Source organism: Shewanella sp. MM_2022_3 (assembly GCF_022557375.1).
Lineage (GTDB): Bacteria > Pseudomonadota > Gammaproteobacteria > Enterobacterales > Shewanellaceae > Shewanella > Shewanella xiamenensis.
Genome location: NZ_JAKZGV010000010.1, coordinates 48,284 through 64,172, shown reverse-complemented (window position 1 = coordinate 64,172; position 15,889 = coordinate 48,284). Strand labels below are relative to the sequence as shown.

General features: G+C 42.9%; 16 protein-coding genes. 3 read left to right on the top strand and 13 right to left on the bottom strand.

All coding sequences use genetic code 11. The features are described 5' to 3' along the window. Positions 1–12: 12 nt before the first annotated feature. Positions 13–1,197 (top strand): elongation factor P maturation arginine rhamnosyltransferase EarP, encoded by a 1,185-nt coding sequence (gene earP / locus MMG82_RS08260; RefSeq protein WP_047535670.1) that lies wholly within the window; start codon positions 13–15, stop codon positions 1,195–1,197. A gap of 44 nt (positions 1,198–1,241) precedes the next feature. Continuing rightward, positions 1,242–1,802 carry an elongation factor P gene (efp, locus tag MMG82_RS08255; RefSeq protein WP_037418480.1) on the top strand — a complete coding sequence of 187 codons (561 nt, stop codon included), beginning with the start codon at positions 1,242–1,244 and terminating at the stop codon, positions 1,800–1,802. A gap of 44 nt (positions 1,803–1,846) precedes the next feature. Here the strand turns inward: efp and MMG82_RS08250 are convergent, their stop codons facing one another. Genes MMG82_RS08250 through MMG82_RS21585 form a run of 9 tightly spaced genes read right to left on the bottom strand, consistent with a single transcriptional unit; the run spans position 1,847 to position 10,960 of the window. Beyond that, positions 1,847–2,914 (bottom strand): chemotaxis response regulator protein-glutamate methylesterase, encoded by a 1,068-nt coding sequence (locus MMG82_RS08250; RefSeq protein WP_037418477.1) that lies wholly within the window; start codon positions 2,912–2,914, stop codon positions 1,847–1,849. A gap of 19 nt (positions 2,915–2,933) precedes the next feature. Next, on the bottom strand, positions 2,934–3,542 hold the full coding sequence (locus tag MMG82_RS08245) for a chemotaxis protein CheD (RefSeq protein ID WP_172591022.1): 609 nt from the start codon (positions 3,540–3,542) through the stop codon (positions 2,934–2,936). A 1-nt stretch (position 3,543) separates the two neighbouring features. Continuing rightward, a complete protein-coding gene (locus tag MMG82_RS08240; RefSeq protein ID WP_081990907.1) occupies positions 3,544–4,371 on the bottom strand; it encodes a protein-glutamate O-methyltransferase CheR in 828 nt (275 codons plus the stop codon). Further along, a complete protein-coding gene (locus MMG82_RS08235; protein WP_037429777.1) occupies positions 4,368–4,904 on the bottom strand; it encodes a chemotaxis protein CheW in 537 nt (178 codons plus the stop codon). The genes MMG82_RS08240 and MMG82_RS08235 overlap by 4 nt, the downstream gene beginning before the upstream one ends. 12 nt (positions 4,905–4,916) lie before the next feature. After that, positions 4,917–6,857, bottom strand: coding sequence for a methyl-accepting chemotaxis protein (locus MMG82_RS08230; protein WP_144346397.1), 1,941 nt, complete (start codon positions 6,855–6,857; stop codon positions 4,917–4,919). A gap of 25 nt (positions 6,858–6,882) precedes the next feature. Further along, the gene (locus MMG82_RS08225) at positions 6,883–9,057 is read right to left on the bottom strand and encodes a chemotaxis protein CheA (protein ID WP_037429779.1); all 2,175 of its coding nucleotides are present in this window, start codon (positions 9,055–9,057) and stop codon (positions 6,883–6,885) included. Beyond that, entirely contained in the window at positions 9,054–9,374 is a 321-nt protein-coding gene (locus MMG82_RS08220) for an STAS domain-containing protein (protein ID WP_241406720.1), read from the bottom strand. Before MMG82_RS08220 ends, MMG82_RS08225 begins: the two co-directional genes overlap by 4 nt. A 12-nt stretch (positions 9,375–9,386) precedes the next feature. After that, entirely contained in the window at positions 9,387–9,752 is a 366-nt protein-coding gene (locus tag MMG82_RS08215) for a response regulator (RefSeq protein ID WP_241406719.1), read from the bottom strand. 32 nt (positions 9,753–9,784) lie between these two features. Next, positions 9,785–10,960, bottom strand: coding sequence for a methyl-accepting chemotaxis protein (locus tag MMG82_RS21585; RefSeq protein WP_051714127.1), 1,176 nt, complete (start codon positions 10,958–10,960; stop codon positions 9,785–9,787). Between the two features lie 514 nt (positions 10,961–11,474). On the opposite strand from MMG82_RS21585, the gene eco reads away from it, so the two are divergent. Continuing rightward, a complete protein-coding gene (eco, locus tag MMG82_RS08205; RefSeq protein ID WP_037418449.1) occupies positions 11,475–12,026 on the top strand; it encodes a serine protease inhibitor ecotin in 552 nt (183 codons plus the stop codon). A 218-nt stretch (positions 12,027–12,244) separates the two neighbouring features. Here the strand turns inward: eco and serS are convergent, their stop codons facing one another. From serS to lolA, 4 genes are read right to left on the bottom strand one after another with little or no spacing between them, the layout of a single operon-like run. Continuing rightward, on the bottom strand, positions 12,245–13,531 hold the full coding sequence (gene serS / locus MMG82_RS08200; RefSeq protein WP_037418445.1) for a serine--tRNA ligase: 1,287 nt from the start codon (positions 13,529–13,531) through the stop codon (positions 12,245–12,247). Positions 13,532–13,549: 18 nt separating this feature from the next. Further along, positions 13,550–13,924 carry a fluoride efflux transporter CrcB gene (crcB, locus tag MMG82_RS08195; protein ID WP_037418443.1) on the bottom strand — a complete coding sequence of 125 codons (375 nt, stop codon included), beginning with the start codon at positions 13,922–13,924 and terminating at the stop codon, positions 13,550–13,552. Further along, complete coding sequence (locus tag MMG82_RS08190; RefSeq protein WP_037418440.1) at positions 13,917–15,248, bottom strand: replication-associated recombination protein A; 1,332 nt, start codon at positions 15,246–15,248, stop codon at positions 13,917–13,919. The genes crcB and MMG82_RS08190 overlap by 8 nt, the downstream gene beginning before the upstream one ends. 8 nt (positions 15,249–15,256) lie before the next feature. Then, a complete protein-coding gene (gene lolA, locus MMG82_RS08185; protein WP_047535689.1) occupies positions 15,257–15,883 on the bottom strand; it encodes an outer membrane lipoprotein chaperone LolA in 627 nt (208 codons plus the stop codon). Between the last annotated feature and the right edge of the window lie 6 nt (positions 15,884–15,889).

The following is a 15,889-nucleotide window of genomic DNA, read 5'->3' as shown; positions in this document are numbered from 1 at the left end:
GCGATATTTCCAATGGTAGCTCCCCAACATCCCCACTGGGATATCTTCTGCACTGTCGTCGATAACTACGGTGATATTGGCGTTACTTGGCGTTTAGCCAAACAGTTAGTCAATGAATATCAGATCCCAATTAAGCTTTGGGTCGATGACTTAAACAGTTTTTCGCATATTTTACCGACCCTTGACCCTAACCTCACTTGCCAGATTTTTCATGGCGTGACTATCCTTCATTGGACTACGCCCTTACCTTTGGTTTATGAACCAGGCGCAGTGTTAATTGAAGCCTTCGCCTGCGAATTACCCGATGTAGTGAAGCAACAACTGGCTGAACTGCATATTAAAACACCAAAATCTGTGCCTTTATGGCTTAATTTAGAGTATTTAAGCGCAGAAGATTGGGTCGATGGCTGCCATGGTTTACCCTCGATGCAGGCCAGCGGCATTAGAAAGTACTTCTTTTTCCCAGGCTTTACACCTAAGACGGGTGGACTGATTTGTGAGCGAGAGCTATTTGCCGAGCGCGATGCATGGCAACAGGATAGCGCCAATAAGCTGCAATTATTTGAGCGTCTTGGTCTTAAGGATATTGAAGCGCAAGATACTGTCTATAGCGTCTTTAGTTATGAAACCGAGTCGCTCCCAGCCTTATGTGAACTCTGGCAAGCCACGGCCAAACTCGATGCAAAAATTCACGCCCTTATCCCCAAAGGCCGCAGCTTAAACAGTTTGCAGCACATATTGCCCTGCCCTATAGAGGAATTAATACCTGGGCAGCAAATTAAACTGGGGGATTTAACCCTGCATATCTTGCCGATGACCGATCAAAAGGGATTTGACCGCCTACTATGGAGCTGCGACGTTAACATTGTCCGCGGTGAAGATAGCTTCTTACGGGCCCAATGGGCGGCAAAACCTTTTATTTGGCATATTTATCCGCAAGAAGATGATTATCATCTAATAAAATTAGAAGCTTTTATTCGACTTTACTGCGATAATCTGCCCCCTGATATTGCTGACACTTGGTCTAAATTGAACGTTGCATTTAACCAAGGAGAGCAATCCGCCGTGAAAACTCACTGGCAAAACCTAAATCCAGTCTGTTTGCCACTCTTACAACATGCTAAAGAATGGCCAATTGACGCAATAAATGCTGCAGATCTTGCAACTCGGCTAGTCCAATTTGTGAAAAAAAGCTAAGATGCTGCGCTGATATAGAAAATCGACATATAGGAAATTGTGTAATGAAAACTGCTCATGAAATCCGTCCTGGTAACGTGATCATGTTTGAAGGCAGCCCATGGGTTGTACAGAAAACAGAAACAACTCGTTCTGGCCGTAACGCTGCCATCGTTAAGTTAAAGCTGAAAAACTTACTGCTTAACTCTGGTACTGAAACCACTTTTAAAGGTGAAGATAAGTTAGACGATATTATCCTAGATCGTCTGGATTGTACTTATTCTTACTTTGCTGATCCTATGTATGTATTCATGGATGCAGAATACAACCAATACGACGTAGAAGCTGAAAACTTAGGTGATGCAGCAGCTTACATCGTTGACGGTATGGAAGAAACTTGCCAAGTGACTTTCTACGAAGGCAAAGCAATTTCTGTTGAAATGCCAACCACTATCGTACGTGAAGTGATCTACACTGAGCCATCAGCTCGTGGCGATACTTCAGGTAAAGTAATGAAGCCAGCAACTATCACTGGTGGCGGCACTATCAGCGTGGCTGACTTTGTGAAAGTTGGCGACAAGATTGAAATCGATACCCGTACTGGCGAATTTAAAAAGCGCGTATAACCGCCTTTTTTCGTCAGAGAAAGCCAGTGTCCGCACTGGCTTTTTTATTCTTTGGTAAACGCAATAATTTCCTCAGCAATATTGCTTAAAGCAACCTGCCGACTGACTGCGCCGAGCTTAACAGCCTCTTTTGGCATACCATAAACCACACAACTGGCTTCATCCTGTGCCAATGTTGTGGCTCCAGCATGATGCATATCTAGCAAACCCCGAGCACCATCGTCCCCCATACCAGTCATAATTATGCCTAGGGCATTTTTACCCGCAGCATTAGCGACTGAACGAAACAACACATCAACCGAGGGGCGATGCCGACTGACCAACGGTCCGTCCTTAAGCTGAACACGATATTGAGCACCACTACGTTGTAGCAGCATGTGCTTGCCACCGTTAGCAATGAGCACAAGACCCGGCATCACTCTATCGTTATCTTCGGCTTCTTTCACTTCCATTTCACATAAACTATTTAACCTACTAGCAAAGGCCGCCGTAAAATGCTCTGGCATATGTTGGACAACAACAATACCGGCACTTGTACGTGGCAATGCCGTTAACACGCACTCAAGTGCATGGGTTCCACCCGTTGAAGTTCCGAGTGCAACAACCCGATCCGTGGTTTGGTGTAGCGCATGGTTTGTTGATGTTAACACTACATCGGCGTTATGTTTCGCGGCGACAGGCATTTTTGTAGGGGTATTAACACGCAATTTTGATACTGATGCTTTAGCTGCAGCACGCACGGACTGGAGTAAACGGGCTTGTGATTCCTCCAAAAATCCCTTCAATCCTAATTTAGGTTTAGTAATGATATCAACCGCTCCCGCGGCAAGTGCAGCAATAGTCACTGAAGCACCTTGCTCAGTGAGTGTTGAGCAAATCACAACAGGGGTTGGCCTTTCAGCCATCACTTTTTTTAAGAAAGTAATGCCATCCATTCTTGGCATTTCAATATCAAGAATAATGACATCGGGCCATTGCTGTTCAAATAATTTAAGCGCAAACAACGGATCCCGAGCACAGCCTAATAAGGTAATATCAGGCTGGTTAGATAACATGCTGCTGAGCACTTGTCTGACAACTGCTGAGTCATCGACTATGGCGACATTAATCACAAGGCCCCCTTAAGTCTTGTTAATCCGACCAAATCACCACCGAGTTATTAGAGGTACGCATATCTTCACTCGCTTTATTAAAATATCGGTATTCTTCATCCTGAAGTGACGCAATTTCTTCATATTTATTCTCGATTAAACTGCGATACACCGAATAATCCGACGGATCGAAATAAATTATTCGACCAGAATGGCCTCCAAGATCTTCACTAATAACAGGGATTCGTTCACGTTGTAGAAACTGTCTAACAAAATCAATATTCATCCCGCCAATATCATAGTGATTAAGGATATTGTCAGCACACAAAGATAAAACATTCGCGCCTCCAAATATTTTACTCTGCAAATATTGCCGCTGTGCTCCTAACTTTAGCATGGCATTAATTAAGATCTCCATGGCATGAACACCATAGTAACCTGCGCGAGAATCAAGAAAATGTGTAAGCTTGCGCCGATCAGCAGCCAATAAAAAGTGATTCATTCCAATGATCTGGGCCTTGGGATCAAATAAACATACTGCCACACATGAGCCCAATAATGTCTTTATGACTTCGTTTTTCGCCGTCACATAATGCTCACCAGGGCCAATCATGATTACTGTTCTTTGATTTAAGGCTGTCTTTTCCACATCAAATCCTTTGATATATAGAAGGTTTAATCTGCTTTAACCCATGTTTTACGTGCATTAAGGATTCGGTATGTGAAATAAACAAATAACCACCGACTTTCAACTGCTTTATTACATGGTTTATGACCCTTTGCTTAGACTCAGCATCAAAATAAATCATTACATTACGAATAAAGATTAAGTCGCACATTCCGACACTTTCACAGGATTGAGTCAGATTCATCGCAAAAAAGCTAACTTTACTCTTTAAGCTTTGGTCAATTAAAAATGTACCGTTTTGCTTACCCACCCCCTTTAAGCAATACTTCTGTAATCTCTCAAAGCCGATGGCGTCATTACGTTCAAGGGGATAATGTGCCATTTCAGCCTTCGCTAGCACCCGCTGGCTAATATCAGACCCCTGCACTTGCCAGTGACCATCAATCCCTAAATGATCCGCCAACAGCATGGCTAAGCTGTAAGCCTCCTCTCCAGATGAACAAGCTGCTGACCATACCTGCCAGCTTTTTTTTTGTGGATGTGTTTTTATTAGGTTTTTAACAAATTCAAAATGCTCTATTTCACGAAAAAAGAATGTTTCATTGGTCGTCAAAGCATCAATAAAATGATGATATTCAATATGTTCAGAGTGTTTTTTGACGAACTCAAAGTAATCTCCATAGTTTTCATAACCAGTTTCTTTTAGGCGTCGACATAATCGACTAGCCACCAATGATTTTTTAATGTCGCTCAAGAATATACCGGCCTCCTCATACAAAAATTGCCGGATATGTTCAAATTCCCTTTGCGTTAAGGCGGTATGTTCAAGCGGCAACGGTGAGGACTTCATAGTGCTTCATCAGTGGCATCAGCTGCATGAAAATTGAGTTGGCTAATTGCACTAATGTCGGCCACCGACAGCACATAATTGATATCAAGTAATATCATAAAATGTTCACCAACTCGCCCCATTGCGCGAATAAAGTCAACTCTGAGATCGGCACCAAAATCCGGTGGCGGCTGTGTATGTTCATCATCAATTTCAAGGATTTCATTTACTTCATCCACTAACATCCCAATAGTTTGCTGCTCATCCTCGTGACTGACTTCTACCAACACAATACAACTTTTTTTTGAGATGACCGTTGTTAGACGCCCTAGCCTTTTGGACAAATCAATAACAGGAACGACCTTACCTCGTAAATTAATAATACCGCACAAAAATTCTGGCATCATAGGCACCCGCGTAATGCCTTCAATTTCAATGATCTCTTTTACATCCAAAATACCAATTGCAAAGGTATCATTCCCTGACTGAAAGGTAAGATATTGGGTAATATCTCCCACTGAATTGGCCTTCATCTCATTCACTAATTGATTCATGATAGGCCCCTATCAGAATCGTTCGAAATCGGTACGTTCAACATGTTGCTTAGCTTTGGCTGTCTTACGCCCAGAAGCCGCCATTACTGTTGATTTACCTTGATGAGATCTTTCACTACTGATGGCAAGTTTAAAAAACTCTACTGCGTCAAGTAGTTGATTAGCCTGACCGTTTAACTCCTCTGATGTCGCGGCTAACTCTTCTGACGCAGATGCATTCTGCTGTGTGGCTTTATCAAGCTGTAACATAGAGTCATTAATCTGGCTGATCCCAATGGCTTGTTCCTCAGAGGAGGAACTAATTTCCTGAACCAAATCAGATGTTTTTTGGATATTAGGCACAATATTAGCGATCAAACGGCCAGCATTTTCAGCAATACCAACACTTTCGCTGGCTAGTTTATTAATTTCTTGTGCCGTTAAGCTGCTGTTTTCAGCTAATTTTCTAACTTCGGAGGCGACAACGGTAAAGCCTTTACCATGTTCACCAGCACGGGCCGCCTCAATGGCAGCATTGAGACTTAATAGATTAGTTTTATATGCAATGTCTTCTATTAGGCTAATTTTCGCCGCAATCTGTTTCATTGCGGCAACGGTTTGTTCTACCGCTATTCCACCTTGTCGTGCTTCTTCAGCGGCTACCGTTGCCATATTATTGGTAACCCTAGCATTTTCGGAGTTCTGCTGGACAGATGCATTTAACTCTTCAACGGCACTGGTCGTCTCTTCGACACTAGCAGCCTGCTCTGTTGCTCCTTGGCTTAGACTTTGAGCGGTACTACTGACCTGTGAAGAAGCACTAGACAAATTATCTGCACCACTTCGAACCTGAGCAATCACAGAAGTAAGGCTATCAATCATATCAATCATCGCCTTATAAACCCCCGTCGCATTTTCACGCTGTTTTAGTTCTACCGTTAAGTCTCCGTTAGCGATTGCGCGCGCAATCGTTTCCATATCACGAGGTTCTCCGCCCAACGGTTTTTTAATTAACTTCACTAAAAACCATGCCAAGAAAATGCCGATCAAAATAGCGGCGATAGATACACTAATAACAGTGGTAAGGGTCTGCTCATTCTGTGCTTTAACAATAGGACCAAGGGCATCTTGCCTTTTTTGGATGGTTAATTTGATATCTTCAGTTTGGCGCGCAACATCAGCACCGATACGGTCGAGTTGATTTTGCACAATATCGTTTCTTTCGCTAATAGTGCTATAAACTGACTTTAACGAAGACGCATAATTGTCAATGCTGCTGGTAAATTGTAATAATTTTGATTGTGCATCTAGATCTGTTGCCACAGTTTTTAAGGCAGAAAGACGCTCTCCCTTAGCTAAATCAATTGCCATCAGCGCCTGCTGTAAATCCGCATCTAAATTTGTTTCAAGGAATTTAGATGCCGCTAAACGAGCAGTCAATATCGATTCGAGCACAGAACCTGCTCGATAAGCAACATCAATCTGACCTTTATTATAGGATTGATGCATAGTGTCAGAAATCAGTTTTACAACTTCAGTTCCTTTAGGAACCAACACGTTGGTAACTTCATCATTGCGAGATTTAATCAATTTTACTACAGATTCAAAGTAATTATTGTAATCAACAATATCTTTGCGAATATCTGAAAGTTGTTGACTCAATTCAGGCTCGTTAATCTCCGTCATGGCTTTTTGAATGATGTCATTAAGAATAACATTACGTTCATTAAATACTTTATAAGCTGACTCGTTCTTCTGAAAGATATAGTCATAAGCCTGCATTTGAATTGTAAGCATATTAGCTTGGATGCGACCAGCCATATTAGAGTCGCGCGCCAACGAGCGGTAATCATTAAAACCGTTAATGGCTTTCGTTAGTCCAAAATAGGCGGCTAATGAAATCACGATCAATAGTAATAACACCAATGCATAACCACCAGAAATCTGCATGCTGAGCGTCAGTTTTTTAAACATAGTCAATATTCCTTTTCAACATAGGCTATTCATCTATCAGTGCTACATGATGATATTTTTTGGCGCTAATGCTTGCTTCAGTAATTAAACCCTGTACGTCAAGGATCAAGGCAATATCTCCCGTTCCTAAAATAGTGGCACCGCTTAATCCCTTGAGATGTTGAAACATTTTCCCTAAGGGCTTAATCACTGTTTGCTGTTCACCAAATAATTTATCGACAACTATCCCTGCTTTAGTTCGACCAAAACGAACAACAACAAGGCTTTCACGGGTATGGTTTTGATTTAAATTCGGTATATTAAAAAAACTTTTAAGTCGTATAAAAGGCATCAGTTCCCCACGCAAACTGATGTAATTCTTCTGTTGCTCATGCCATTCGCCCCGATTGAGCTCGACACATTCTTCTACCATATTCAGCGGTATCACGTAGTTTTCGTTGGCAGCACCTACCATAAAACCATCAATAATGGCAAGAGTTAATGGTAATGTGATCGTCACTTTTGTACCTTTACCCAGCTCGCTATCGAGTTCAACTGAGCCGCGTAACGCTTCAATATTGCGTTTAACAACGTCCATACCAACACCTCTTCCTGACAGATTACTTGCTTTATCTTTAGTACTGAGGCCTGGTTCAAAGGCTAATTTCAAAATTTCAGAATGGCTAAGCATCTGGTTTACATCAATTAACCCCAATGCTTCAGCCTTTCTTCTAATGCGTTCAGGGTCAAGTCCAGCACCATCGTCAGTAACTTCAATAACGATATGTCCAGAATCATGGTAGGCATTTAACATCAGATGTCCCTCAGCGGATTTACCGGCCTTGAGACGAGCCTCTGGAAGTTCAATACCGTGATCTAGGGCATTGCGAACGAGGTGGGTTAGAGGGTCATTAATCTTTTCAACAACGATTTTATCGAGTTCAGACTCTCCCCCTTGAATGGTCAACTCAATTTGTTTACCTAGTTCATTGCTGACATCACGTACCACTCGCCGGAAACGTGAAAAGGTTTCGCCTATCTGCACCATACGTAGTTGTAAGGCATTTTCTCTAATTTCTTGAACCAGATGTTCTACCGATCCTACTAGGTCATTAGCATCGAGAAATTGGTAACGGTCGACCATCACCTTCATCGCAGCACTTGCCGTCACCAGCTCACCAACCAAATTAATTAACTGGCCAAGACGATTAGAATCGACGCGAATAGTTTGCGCCTGCTCTCGAGCTTGAATTTGTTTTTTAAGGGCTTGCTCAACCACAGGTTTATCGACAAGTAAGTTTGCAATTAGCACTTCGCCCAGTTTTTTAGTCGTGCAGTCTTCACTCTTACCAGACTGTAAATCGAGTGATTTAGAGAGTTCTCTTTCAGTGATGGCGCCGATCGATAGCAGAATTTCACCTAGTCGCTGATTTTCAGACGGATTCAGCTGTTCAATCAGAGCTTGAAATGATTCGGAGATTTTTTGTGAAGGTAGAATCTGTATATCGCAATCATCTTGGGCAAATTCAAATACCGACTCAATTTGTTCTTTCGTACAATCTCCAGCAAAAATAATACGATAGCGTAAAAAGCAACTTTCGAAGTCACATTCTTCGAATGGCGGCAACTTGTGGCTTAAACAAATAACTTCAAGCACTTGACCTAATTGATGCAAATAACGAATAAAGCTTAATGGATCTAATCCATTACGTAGTGCATCGGCTTTAAAATCCAGTGATATAAGCCAATGGCCCGTATCAAGATAATGTCCTTCTATCCGTTCAGGGGTAATCGCCTCTGCGGCGAGAGTCTGAGGGTAACAAGGTTCAAGGTTTTCATGTTGCGCTAATTCGGCCAAAATTGACTGACTTTGAATGCAGAGTGTATTCAACTCTGCCTCATCCTCCTCTACCGCAGCATTGACCAACGCCCATGTATGATCTTTACATTTAAGGAGTAGTGCTATAAGCGCACTATCTATTTTCAATTCATTTTTGCGCAGCCTATCAATTGACGTTTCAATGGGATGAGTAAAATCAACGATGGCACGATAATTAAAAATACCCGCTGCACCTTTTATCGTGTGCATTGCTCTAAAAAGTTGATTTATTAATTCTGTACTTTCTGCGTCGACCTCTAATGACAATAATGCATCTTCCATTTCTGTCAGTAGTTCTTCCGCTTCGGTCATAAATAACTTTTGTACGTCATTGGCGGTCATAGGCGAGTCTCCGAGGATATCACTATGGTATCGTCAAATGTGCCAGACAAACCCGAAAGTGCGAGGGCATCTATTACCGCTTTGCTGTGGTGACAAAATTCTACTCGATGTGCCTCATTCAATACTTTAAGCGTCAGAAGCCACTGAAGCCCTGCGGTATCGATCTCCGTCACTTGAGAAAGATCAACACTGATGTCTACACCCGGTTGCAAATGACCGACTAGTGCATCACGAAATTCCATAACACTATAGATAGTTAACTCTTCGGTTAAGTTAACCTTTATAGATTGATCTTTTAGCGCGATATTGATTGGCATACACAAATCCTTTTACGGTAAACAAAGTTTAGCTACCGCATCAAGCATTTGGGGTGGTTGAAAAGGCTTGACTACCCATGCCTTAGCTCCCGCCATGCGACCTTCTTCCAGTTTATCCCGACCCGCCTCGGTGGTGAGCATAATGACTGGAGTGAATTTATAACGCGGATGTTTTTTAACTTCTTTTAAAAAGCTAATGCCATCCATATTTGGCATATTAACGTCACTGATAATAAGATTAATTTTATCGCCATTGAGTTTACTCAGTGCATCTTTACCATCACAGGCATCAATGACCTCATAACCTGCGCCCCTAAGCGCAATACTGACGACATGTCGGATAGAGGCAGAGTCATCAACTACGAGTATTCTTTTCATCTCAGTGGCCATCCTTGTTTTATAAACGTGAACTAAAAGAAGTTAATAGAACTTTTCTCTGCATGTTGATAATGGCTATCTTTTTTTGAACTATGGTGAATATGCTGTTCGGTCGCCACATACCTTTGCTTCATCATGGCAAGCAAGGAATCCACATCACCTTCAGGAATAGGTAAACCGGCTTCCCTCGCTTGCTGTTGAACACGGATTAGCTCTGTAAGTTCATCAATACTGGCAACAAGCTGTCTTAACATTTGGTCGCAGCGATCTTGAAATTGAAAATCCACTAATATTTGCTCAATTTCTCTTTTAACTTGCCGACCAAGCTCTAATGCTTGAATACCCTCATCTTTCATTTGCAAAGTACGATTTTCGAGGTGGTCAATTACACGGATGAGAATGGACTCACCACCTTCTAGCGCTTGGCTTTCCTGTAAAGTAGCTGCATCGGTCAGCTGGTATAGCTCCGCCATACGTTGATTTAATTCAGTGATCTGCTGAGTGATCCGTTCACCTGTCTGCCCTGATTGAGCTGACAAGGTTCTGACTTCATCAGCCACTACAGCAAAGCCGCGCCCCGATTCTCCGGCTCTAGCGGCTTCAATTGCCGCATTTAAGGCTAATAAATTGGTTTGTTGGGCAATTTTTCTAACTTCAGCTGCGAGTCCATCAAGTGCTTTGGTATCGTTAACTAATGCGGTTAACTGTTCTAAATGGTGCAGTTTGGCACTATTCATCTGGTTTAAGTCATTAAATAATGCTTTTAGCAGAGCTTTGTCGTCTTCTATAGCTGGGGAGTGGAGTTGATCTGCGATCCCAGTTGAATTACTAGTGACTTTTTCGATTTCGCTGATAATTGAACTAAATCGCTCCGTCATATTGGCTACGCTTTGGTTCATTTGTTGGTCGACAGAGACGATATGTCCCTGCCAAACGGGTACTAAGCGGGAAATAATCGCCTCAAGTTTGGCGACTTGTTGGTCAACATGATGTCGTTTCTCTTTTTCATAGGCGAGTTGGCGAGATTGATAAAGATGAGTCGATTTGTGAATTTGTGCCCGAAGCACCCAAGCAAATCCAAAGTATGAGAGTAAAGATAAGCCTGCAAGCCACCAATGGGAGAGCCAAACGAGCCCGCAGAAGACTATAGCTCCAACAATAAAGGTCAAGGTGGTGGTAGAAAAAAGATTGCGCTCCATGCTTGTCATTTTTACTGTCTCTTTTATTTCTATTATGTTGTTACGGAAGAAACTTTTCCCTACAGATAAACGTAGTCGCTTTTTTCGTATTACGCCAAAACTCTGAGTACTTCTTGAACAAGATCACACAAAAGGCTGATTTAATTAAATAAGCCTCTAATTATCTCAATAAATTTAACATTGGGGATGAAATGACGTTCGGATTAAGTACATCGTAAGTAGTTGATGGCTATCGGTCTCTAAGTGGTATTATTTTTTAAACAGTTTTTAAGCTCAAACAAACCACAGCATCGATACTATAAAATTTTCTATGAATGCGCCATTTTTCAAAAACACAGTTCAACTCTCTAAAATTCATTGATTTTATAGCCGAATGCTAGATAAAGATCTTAAGGAAAATGAGTCATGGGCTTAAATTTTCCTGCATAAATAACCCTTTCTTGCAAGTAAGCCGTTTATAGGTACCGTAGAATGGTTGTTCCATTATCCTAGCAACCTCTTTTTAAGTCTTAAGGAGAAATGTATGAAATTAACTCAATTGCGTCATCTTGCGGTAGTACCACTGGCCTTTACGTTGCTTTCTTTTAATGCCAGTGCTGTAAGTCCGCCTCATCCAACAGGACTTAATGCCCCAATGATTAATGTTTCTCGTATGAACACCAATAATTATGCTCCAGGGGAAGCCGTTAAAATGTTCCCAGCCCCCAACAAAGGCATGGTTCAACATATTTTGACATTACCTAAGCTTGAGAATGAAGCAGACTACATGGTCGAGATCCAAATAGGCCAAACTCAACTTGTTGATTGCAATAAACATGGACTCAATGGCCAGCTTAAAGAGCTCACCGTTGAAGGTTGGGGTTATAACTACTATCAGGTCGATGAAATATCAGAAGGCCCAAGCACTATGATGGCCTGTTTTGAATTAGCCAAAAAAGAAGCATTTCTAAGGATCCCAAGTGAATTAACACTGCGTTATGACAGTCGTCTACCAAAGGTGTTTTATCTACCCGAGGGTGCAGAACTGCGCTTTAGAACGTGGAAGGCTGATTCAGCGTATCAATATTCAAAGTAATCATGTAATAAAATCAAAAAGAAGGGATATCTATTGCAGATACCCCTTTTCATTTTGAGTCTTAACATTGAGTCGTGCTAATTGACGTTTTCTAACACAACCCAGACAGCTTTACCTAAGGTTGCGAGCATCACAGCGCAAAATATGGCGATGACCGCAGTATAGGAAAGCCAACGAAGATAGCGTTGACCTTTATCCATGGTATTGTGTTATGTCAATTAACCGATCTGTGTGAGTCCGCCCATGTATGGACGCAGCGCCTCAGGGATAGTCACGCTACCATCAGCATTTTGATAGTTTTCCAAAATTGCAACTAAGGTACGACCTACCGCAAGACCAGAGCCATTTAAGGTATGTAATAATGCGGGTTTGTTATCAGCCTTAACACGGTAACGCGCTTGCATACGGCGCGCTTGGAAATCCTTCATATTTGAGCATGAAGAGATCTCACGGTAAGTGTTTTGTCCAGGTAACCACACTTCAATATCGTAGGTCTTGCTTGAGCCAAAACCCATATCACCGGTACAAAGCACCACTGTACGATATGGTAAGCCTAAGCGTTGTAAAACCGTTTCCGCATGGCCAGTCAACACTTCGAGTGCAGCCATTGAATCTTCTGGCTTAACTAGCTGTACTAATTCCACTTTATCAAACTGATGTTGACGAATTAAGCCACGGGTATCTTTACCGTAAGACCCTGCTTCACTACGGAAACACGCGGTATGTGCGGTTAATTTAATGGGTAACTCATCTTCATCAACGATGGTATCACGCACTAAGTTGGTTAATGGCACTTCTGCGGTTGGAATAAGGCTTAAGCCTTGGCCTTCTTCGGTCGCAGGTTTTGTGTGGAATAAATCCTCACCAAACTTAGGTAATTGGCCTGTACCCAATAAGCTTGCTTCGTTAACCAGTAATGGCACGTAGGCTTCGGTATAACCATGCTCAGTGGTGTGCAGATCTAGCATGAACTGCCCTAATGCACGATTTAAACGGGCAATTTGGCCTTTCATCACGATAAAGCGTGAGCCAGTGATTTTCACTGCGCTCTTAAAATCTAAACCGTTTAGGCCTTCACCTAAATCGATATGATCTTTAACGGGGAAATCGAAGCTGCGTGGCGTGCCCCAACGACGGATTTCGACGTTTTCAGTCTCGTCAGCACCGATAGGCGCAGACTCGTCTGGCAGGTTTGGCATCGACATAGCAATCGCGTTCACTTCTTCAAGTACCGCGGCCAGCTCGACTTTCTTCGCATCTAATTGCGCACCTAAATCGCCTACCTGCGCCATGATGGCATCCACATCTTCGCCGCGGGATTTAGCTTGTCCGATGGACTTGGAAATAGCATTACGCGAGGCTTGCAGCTCTTCCGTTGCCACTTGCAGTGACTTACGTTTTTCTTCTAATTGGGTGAGATGAGCGACATCTAAAATAAAACCACGGGTAGCTAATCGCTCAGCGGTCACTGCTAATTCGTTGCGCAAAAATTTAGGATCTAACATGTGATATATTCTTAATAGTTAAATGCGAGAAAAAACCAGTTGTTGACCTAAGTAAACCATAAACAAACATAGACTTAGGTTCAACACCACATTCAAAGCTGCCTTCAACCAATCTCCTTCTTGCATCAGCAATAAAGTTTCGTTTGAGAAGGTTGAAAACGTTGTCAAAGCACCTAACAGGCCAACACCAATTAGTGCTTTGAGTTCTGGGCTGATATGACTCAATTGTCCCAGTGCGTAAATGACGCCCATTAAAAATGAACCAAGGACATTGACCAACAGTGTACCAAAAGGAAAACTGCTGCCAAATACTTGGATCATGAATATTGAAATAAGATAGCGAAAAACCGCACCAATGGAACCACCTAAGGCCACAAGTATGAGATTATTCATACCTTTTTCTCCCACTGGCTTGATCTAATTGCGCTAATTGCGCCAATTTGTCCTTAATCCGCTTCTCAAATCCGCGTTCAGTCGGGAAATAAAATTGCGATGCTTGTAAGGATTCGGGGAAATAATTCTCACCGCTGGCATAGGCATTGGGTTCATCGTGGGCATAACGATACTCGGCGCCAAAACCCATTTCCGCCATGAGTTTTGTGGGTGCATTACGTAAATGATAAGGCACGGCCTCTTGGCCCGTTTCGCGCGCCAGCGCCCTCGCCGCTTTAAAGGCTGTATACACGGCATTACTTTTAGGCGCACTGGCTAAATACACAATCGCTTGGGCAATCGCCCGCTCACCTTCGGCAGGACCTACGCGGTGAAAACAATCCCAGGCATTGAGCGCAATGGTCATGGCAGCAGGATCTGCGTTGCCCACATCTTCTGAGGCTATGGCTAATAAGCGTCTGGCGACATATAGCGGATCGCCGCCGCCTTCTAAAATGCGGCAAAACCAATAGAGCGCGGCATCCGGCGCCGAGCCGCGAATCGATTTGTGTACAGCCGAAATCAAATCGTAAAACTGATCGCCATTTTTATCGAACCCCGCCACTTGATGGCCTGCGACTTGTACTAGCATCTCGATGGTAAAACTGCCACCATCGGCCACCATATCGCTCATCAACTCAAGCAGGTTCAGCGCCTTACGCGCATCGCCATCACATAACTGCGCCAGTTTATTGAGCACATCATTTGGCATAATTAACTGTCGTTGCCCTAAGCCACGCTCTGTATCCGTTAAGGCTTGGGTGATGATATGCACTATCTCGTCTTGGCTTAAGCGCTTAATTAGATAAACACGCGCCCGCGACAGTAAGGCATTATTGATTTCAAATGAAGGGTTTTCCGTGGTCGCCCCAATAAAAATCACAGTGCCATCTTCAATAAAGGGCAAAAAGGCGTCCTGTTGACTCTTATTAAAGCGATGCACTTCATCAACAAATAACAAGGTACGTTGGCCACGGGATTGAGCAATCGCTTGCGCTTGCTCAATGGCGGCGCGAATATCTTTTACACCCGACGTGACCGCCGAAATACGTTCGACATGGGCATTAGAATAATGGGCGATAAGTTCGGCAAGGGTCGTTTTACCAGTACCAGGCGGTCCCCATAACATCATCGAATGGGCGCGGCCCGATTCTAATGCTTGGCGTAGTGGTTGGCCCTCACCTAACAAATGGGCTTGACCTATGTACTCAGCTATCGTCCTTGGGCGCATACGCGCGGCCAAAGGACGAAAATCGGGCGCAAAATTAAACGATAAACTACTCACTCGCTAACCTATTGGGGTTTAACACGTTGGTCATCAACATCAACATCAACGTTATCAGGCAACACAAACTTAAACAGCGCTTTATCCGCAGAACTAATAGTGTGTTGGTTGCTTAAGTCAAACTGGCTCAGATTGCCTTTATCATCGAGTACATTAAATTTATTCAGTGTGCCTTTGTTAAAACACACATTAACCGCAGAAATACCAGCGTCCATCGACTTAGGTTTGATTTCATAACAGTCTTGCTTCTTGGTCACGCTATATTGCGACCAAGTGGCATCATCGCGGTGAACTAATAAAGCGATAGGCGATGCATTAATAGCTTCAGCAAAATCCATAATCACAACTTCCTCGGCAAAGGGGTTGTAGATCCATAAGTCTTTACCGTCGGCGACAATTTTAGACTCATCGGGCGCCGTTAAATGCCAATAAAACTGATTAGGGTGAGCAAGTGCAAATACGCCAGCACCGCTTTGGATAACTTTTTTATTCACATCGGTAACGGTTTGCTTAAAATCCGCCTTAAGGGACTCCGTGCCGTTTAAGGTTTCGCGTAATTGCTTAGCATCATCGGCCAACACTGCATTGCTGTATAACAATGGTGATAACAACACAGCACACAACAGTTTTTTCATAGGTAT

Bases quoted from the DNA above. Each gene is read 5' to 3' on its own strand.
- earP (WP_047535670.1), top strand. From the start codon at position 13: ATGGTAGCTCCCCAACATCCCCACTGGGATATCTTCTGCACTGTCGTC.
- efp (WP_037418480.1), top strand. From the start codon at position 1,242: ATGAAAACTGCTCATGAAATCCGTCCTGGTAACGTGATCATGTTTGAA.
- MMG82_RS08240 (WP_081990907.1), bottom strand. From the start codon at position 4,371: ATGAAGTCCTCACCGTTGCCGCTTGAACATACCGCCTTAACGCAAAGG.
- MMG82_RS08235 (WP_037429777.1), bottom strand. From the start codon at position 4,904: ATGAATCAATTAGTGAATGAGATGAAGGCCAATTCAGTGGGAGATATT.
- MMG82_RS08230 (WP_144346397.1), bottom strand. From the start codon at position 6,857: ATGTTTAAAAAACTGACGCTCAGCATGCAGATTTCTGGTGGTTATGCA.
- MMG82_RS08225 (WP_037429779.1), bottom strand. From the start codon at position 9,057: ATGACCGCCAATGACGTACAAAAGTTATTTATGACCGAAGCGGAAGAA.
- MMG82_RS08220 (WP_241406720.1), bottom strand. From the start codon at position 9,374: ATGCCAATCAATATCGCGCTAAAAGATCAATCTATAAAGGTTAACTTA.
- MMG82_RS08215 (WP_241406719.1), bottom strand. From the start codon at position 9,752: ATGAAAAGAATACTCGTAGTTGATGACTCTGCCTCTATCCGACATGTC.
- MMG82_RS21585 (WP_051714127.1), bottom strand. From the start codon at position 10,960: ATGACAAGCATGGAGCGCAATCTTTTTTCTACCACCACCTTGACCTTT.
- eco (WP_037418449.1), top strand. From the start codon at position 11,475: ATGAAATTAACTCAATTGCGTCATCTTGCGGTAGTACCACTGGCCTTT.
- serS (WP_037418445.1), bottom strand. From the start codon at position 13,531: ATGTTAGATCCTAAATTTTTGCGCAACGAATTAGCAGTGACCGCTGAG.
- crcB (WP_037418443.1), bottom strand. From the start codon at position 13,924: ATGAATAATCTCATACTTGTGGCCTTAGGTGGTTCCATTGGTGCGGTT.
- lolA (WP_047535689.1), bottom strand. From the start codon at position 15,883: ATGAAAAAACTGTTGTGTGCTGTGTTGTTATCACCATTGTTATACAGC.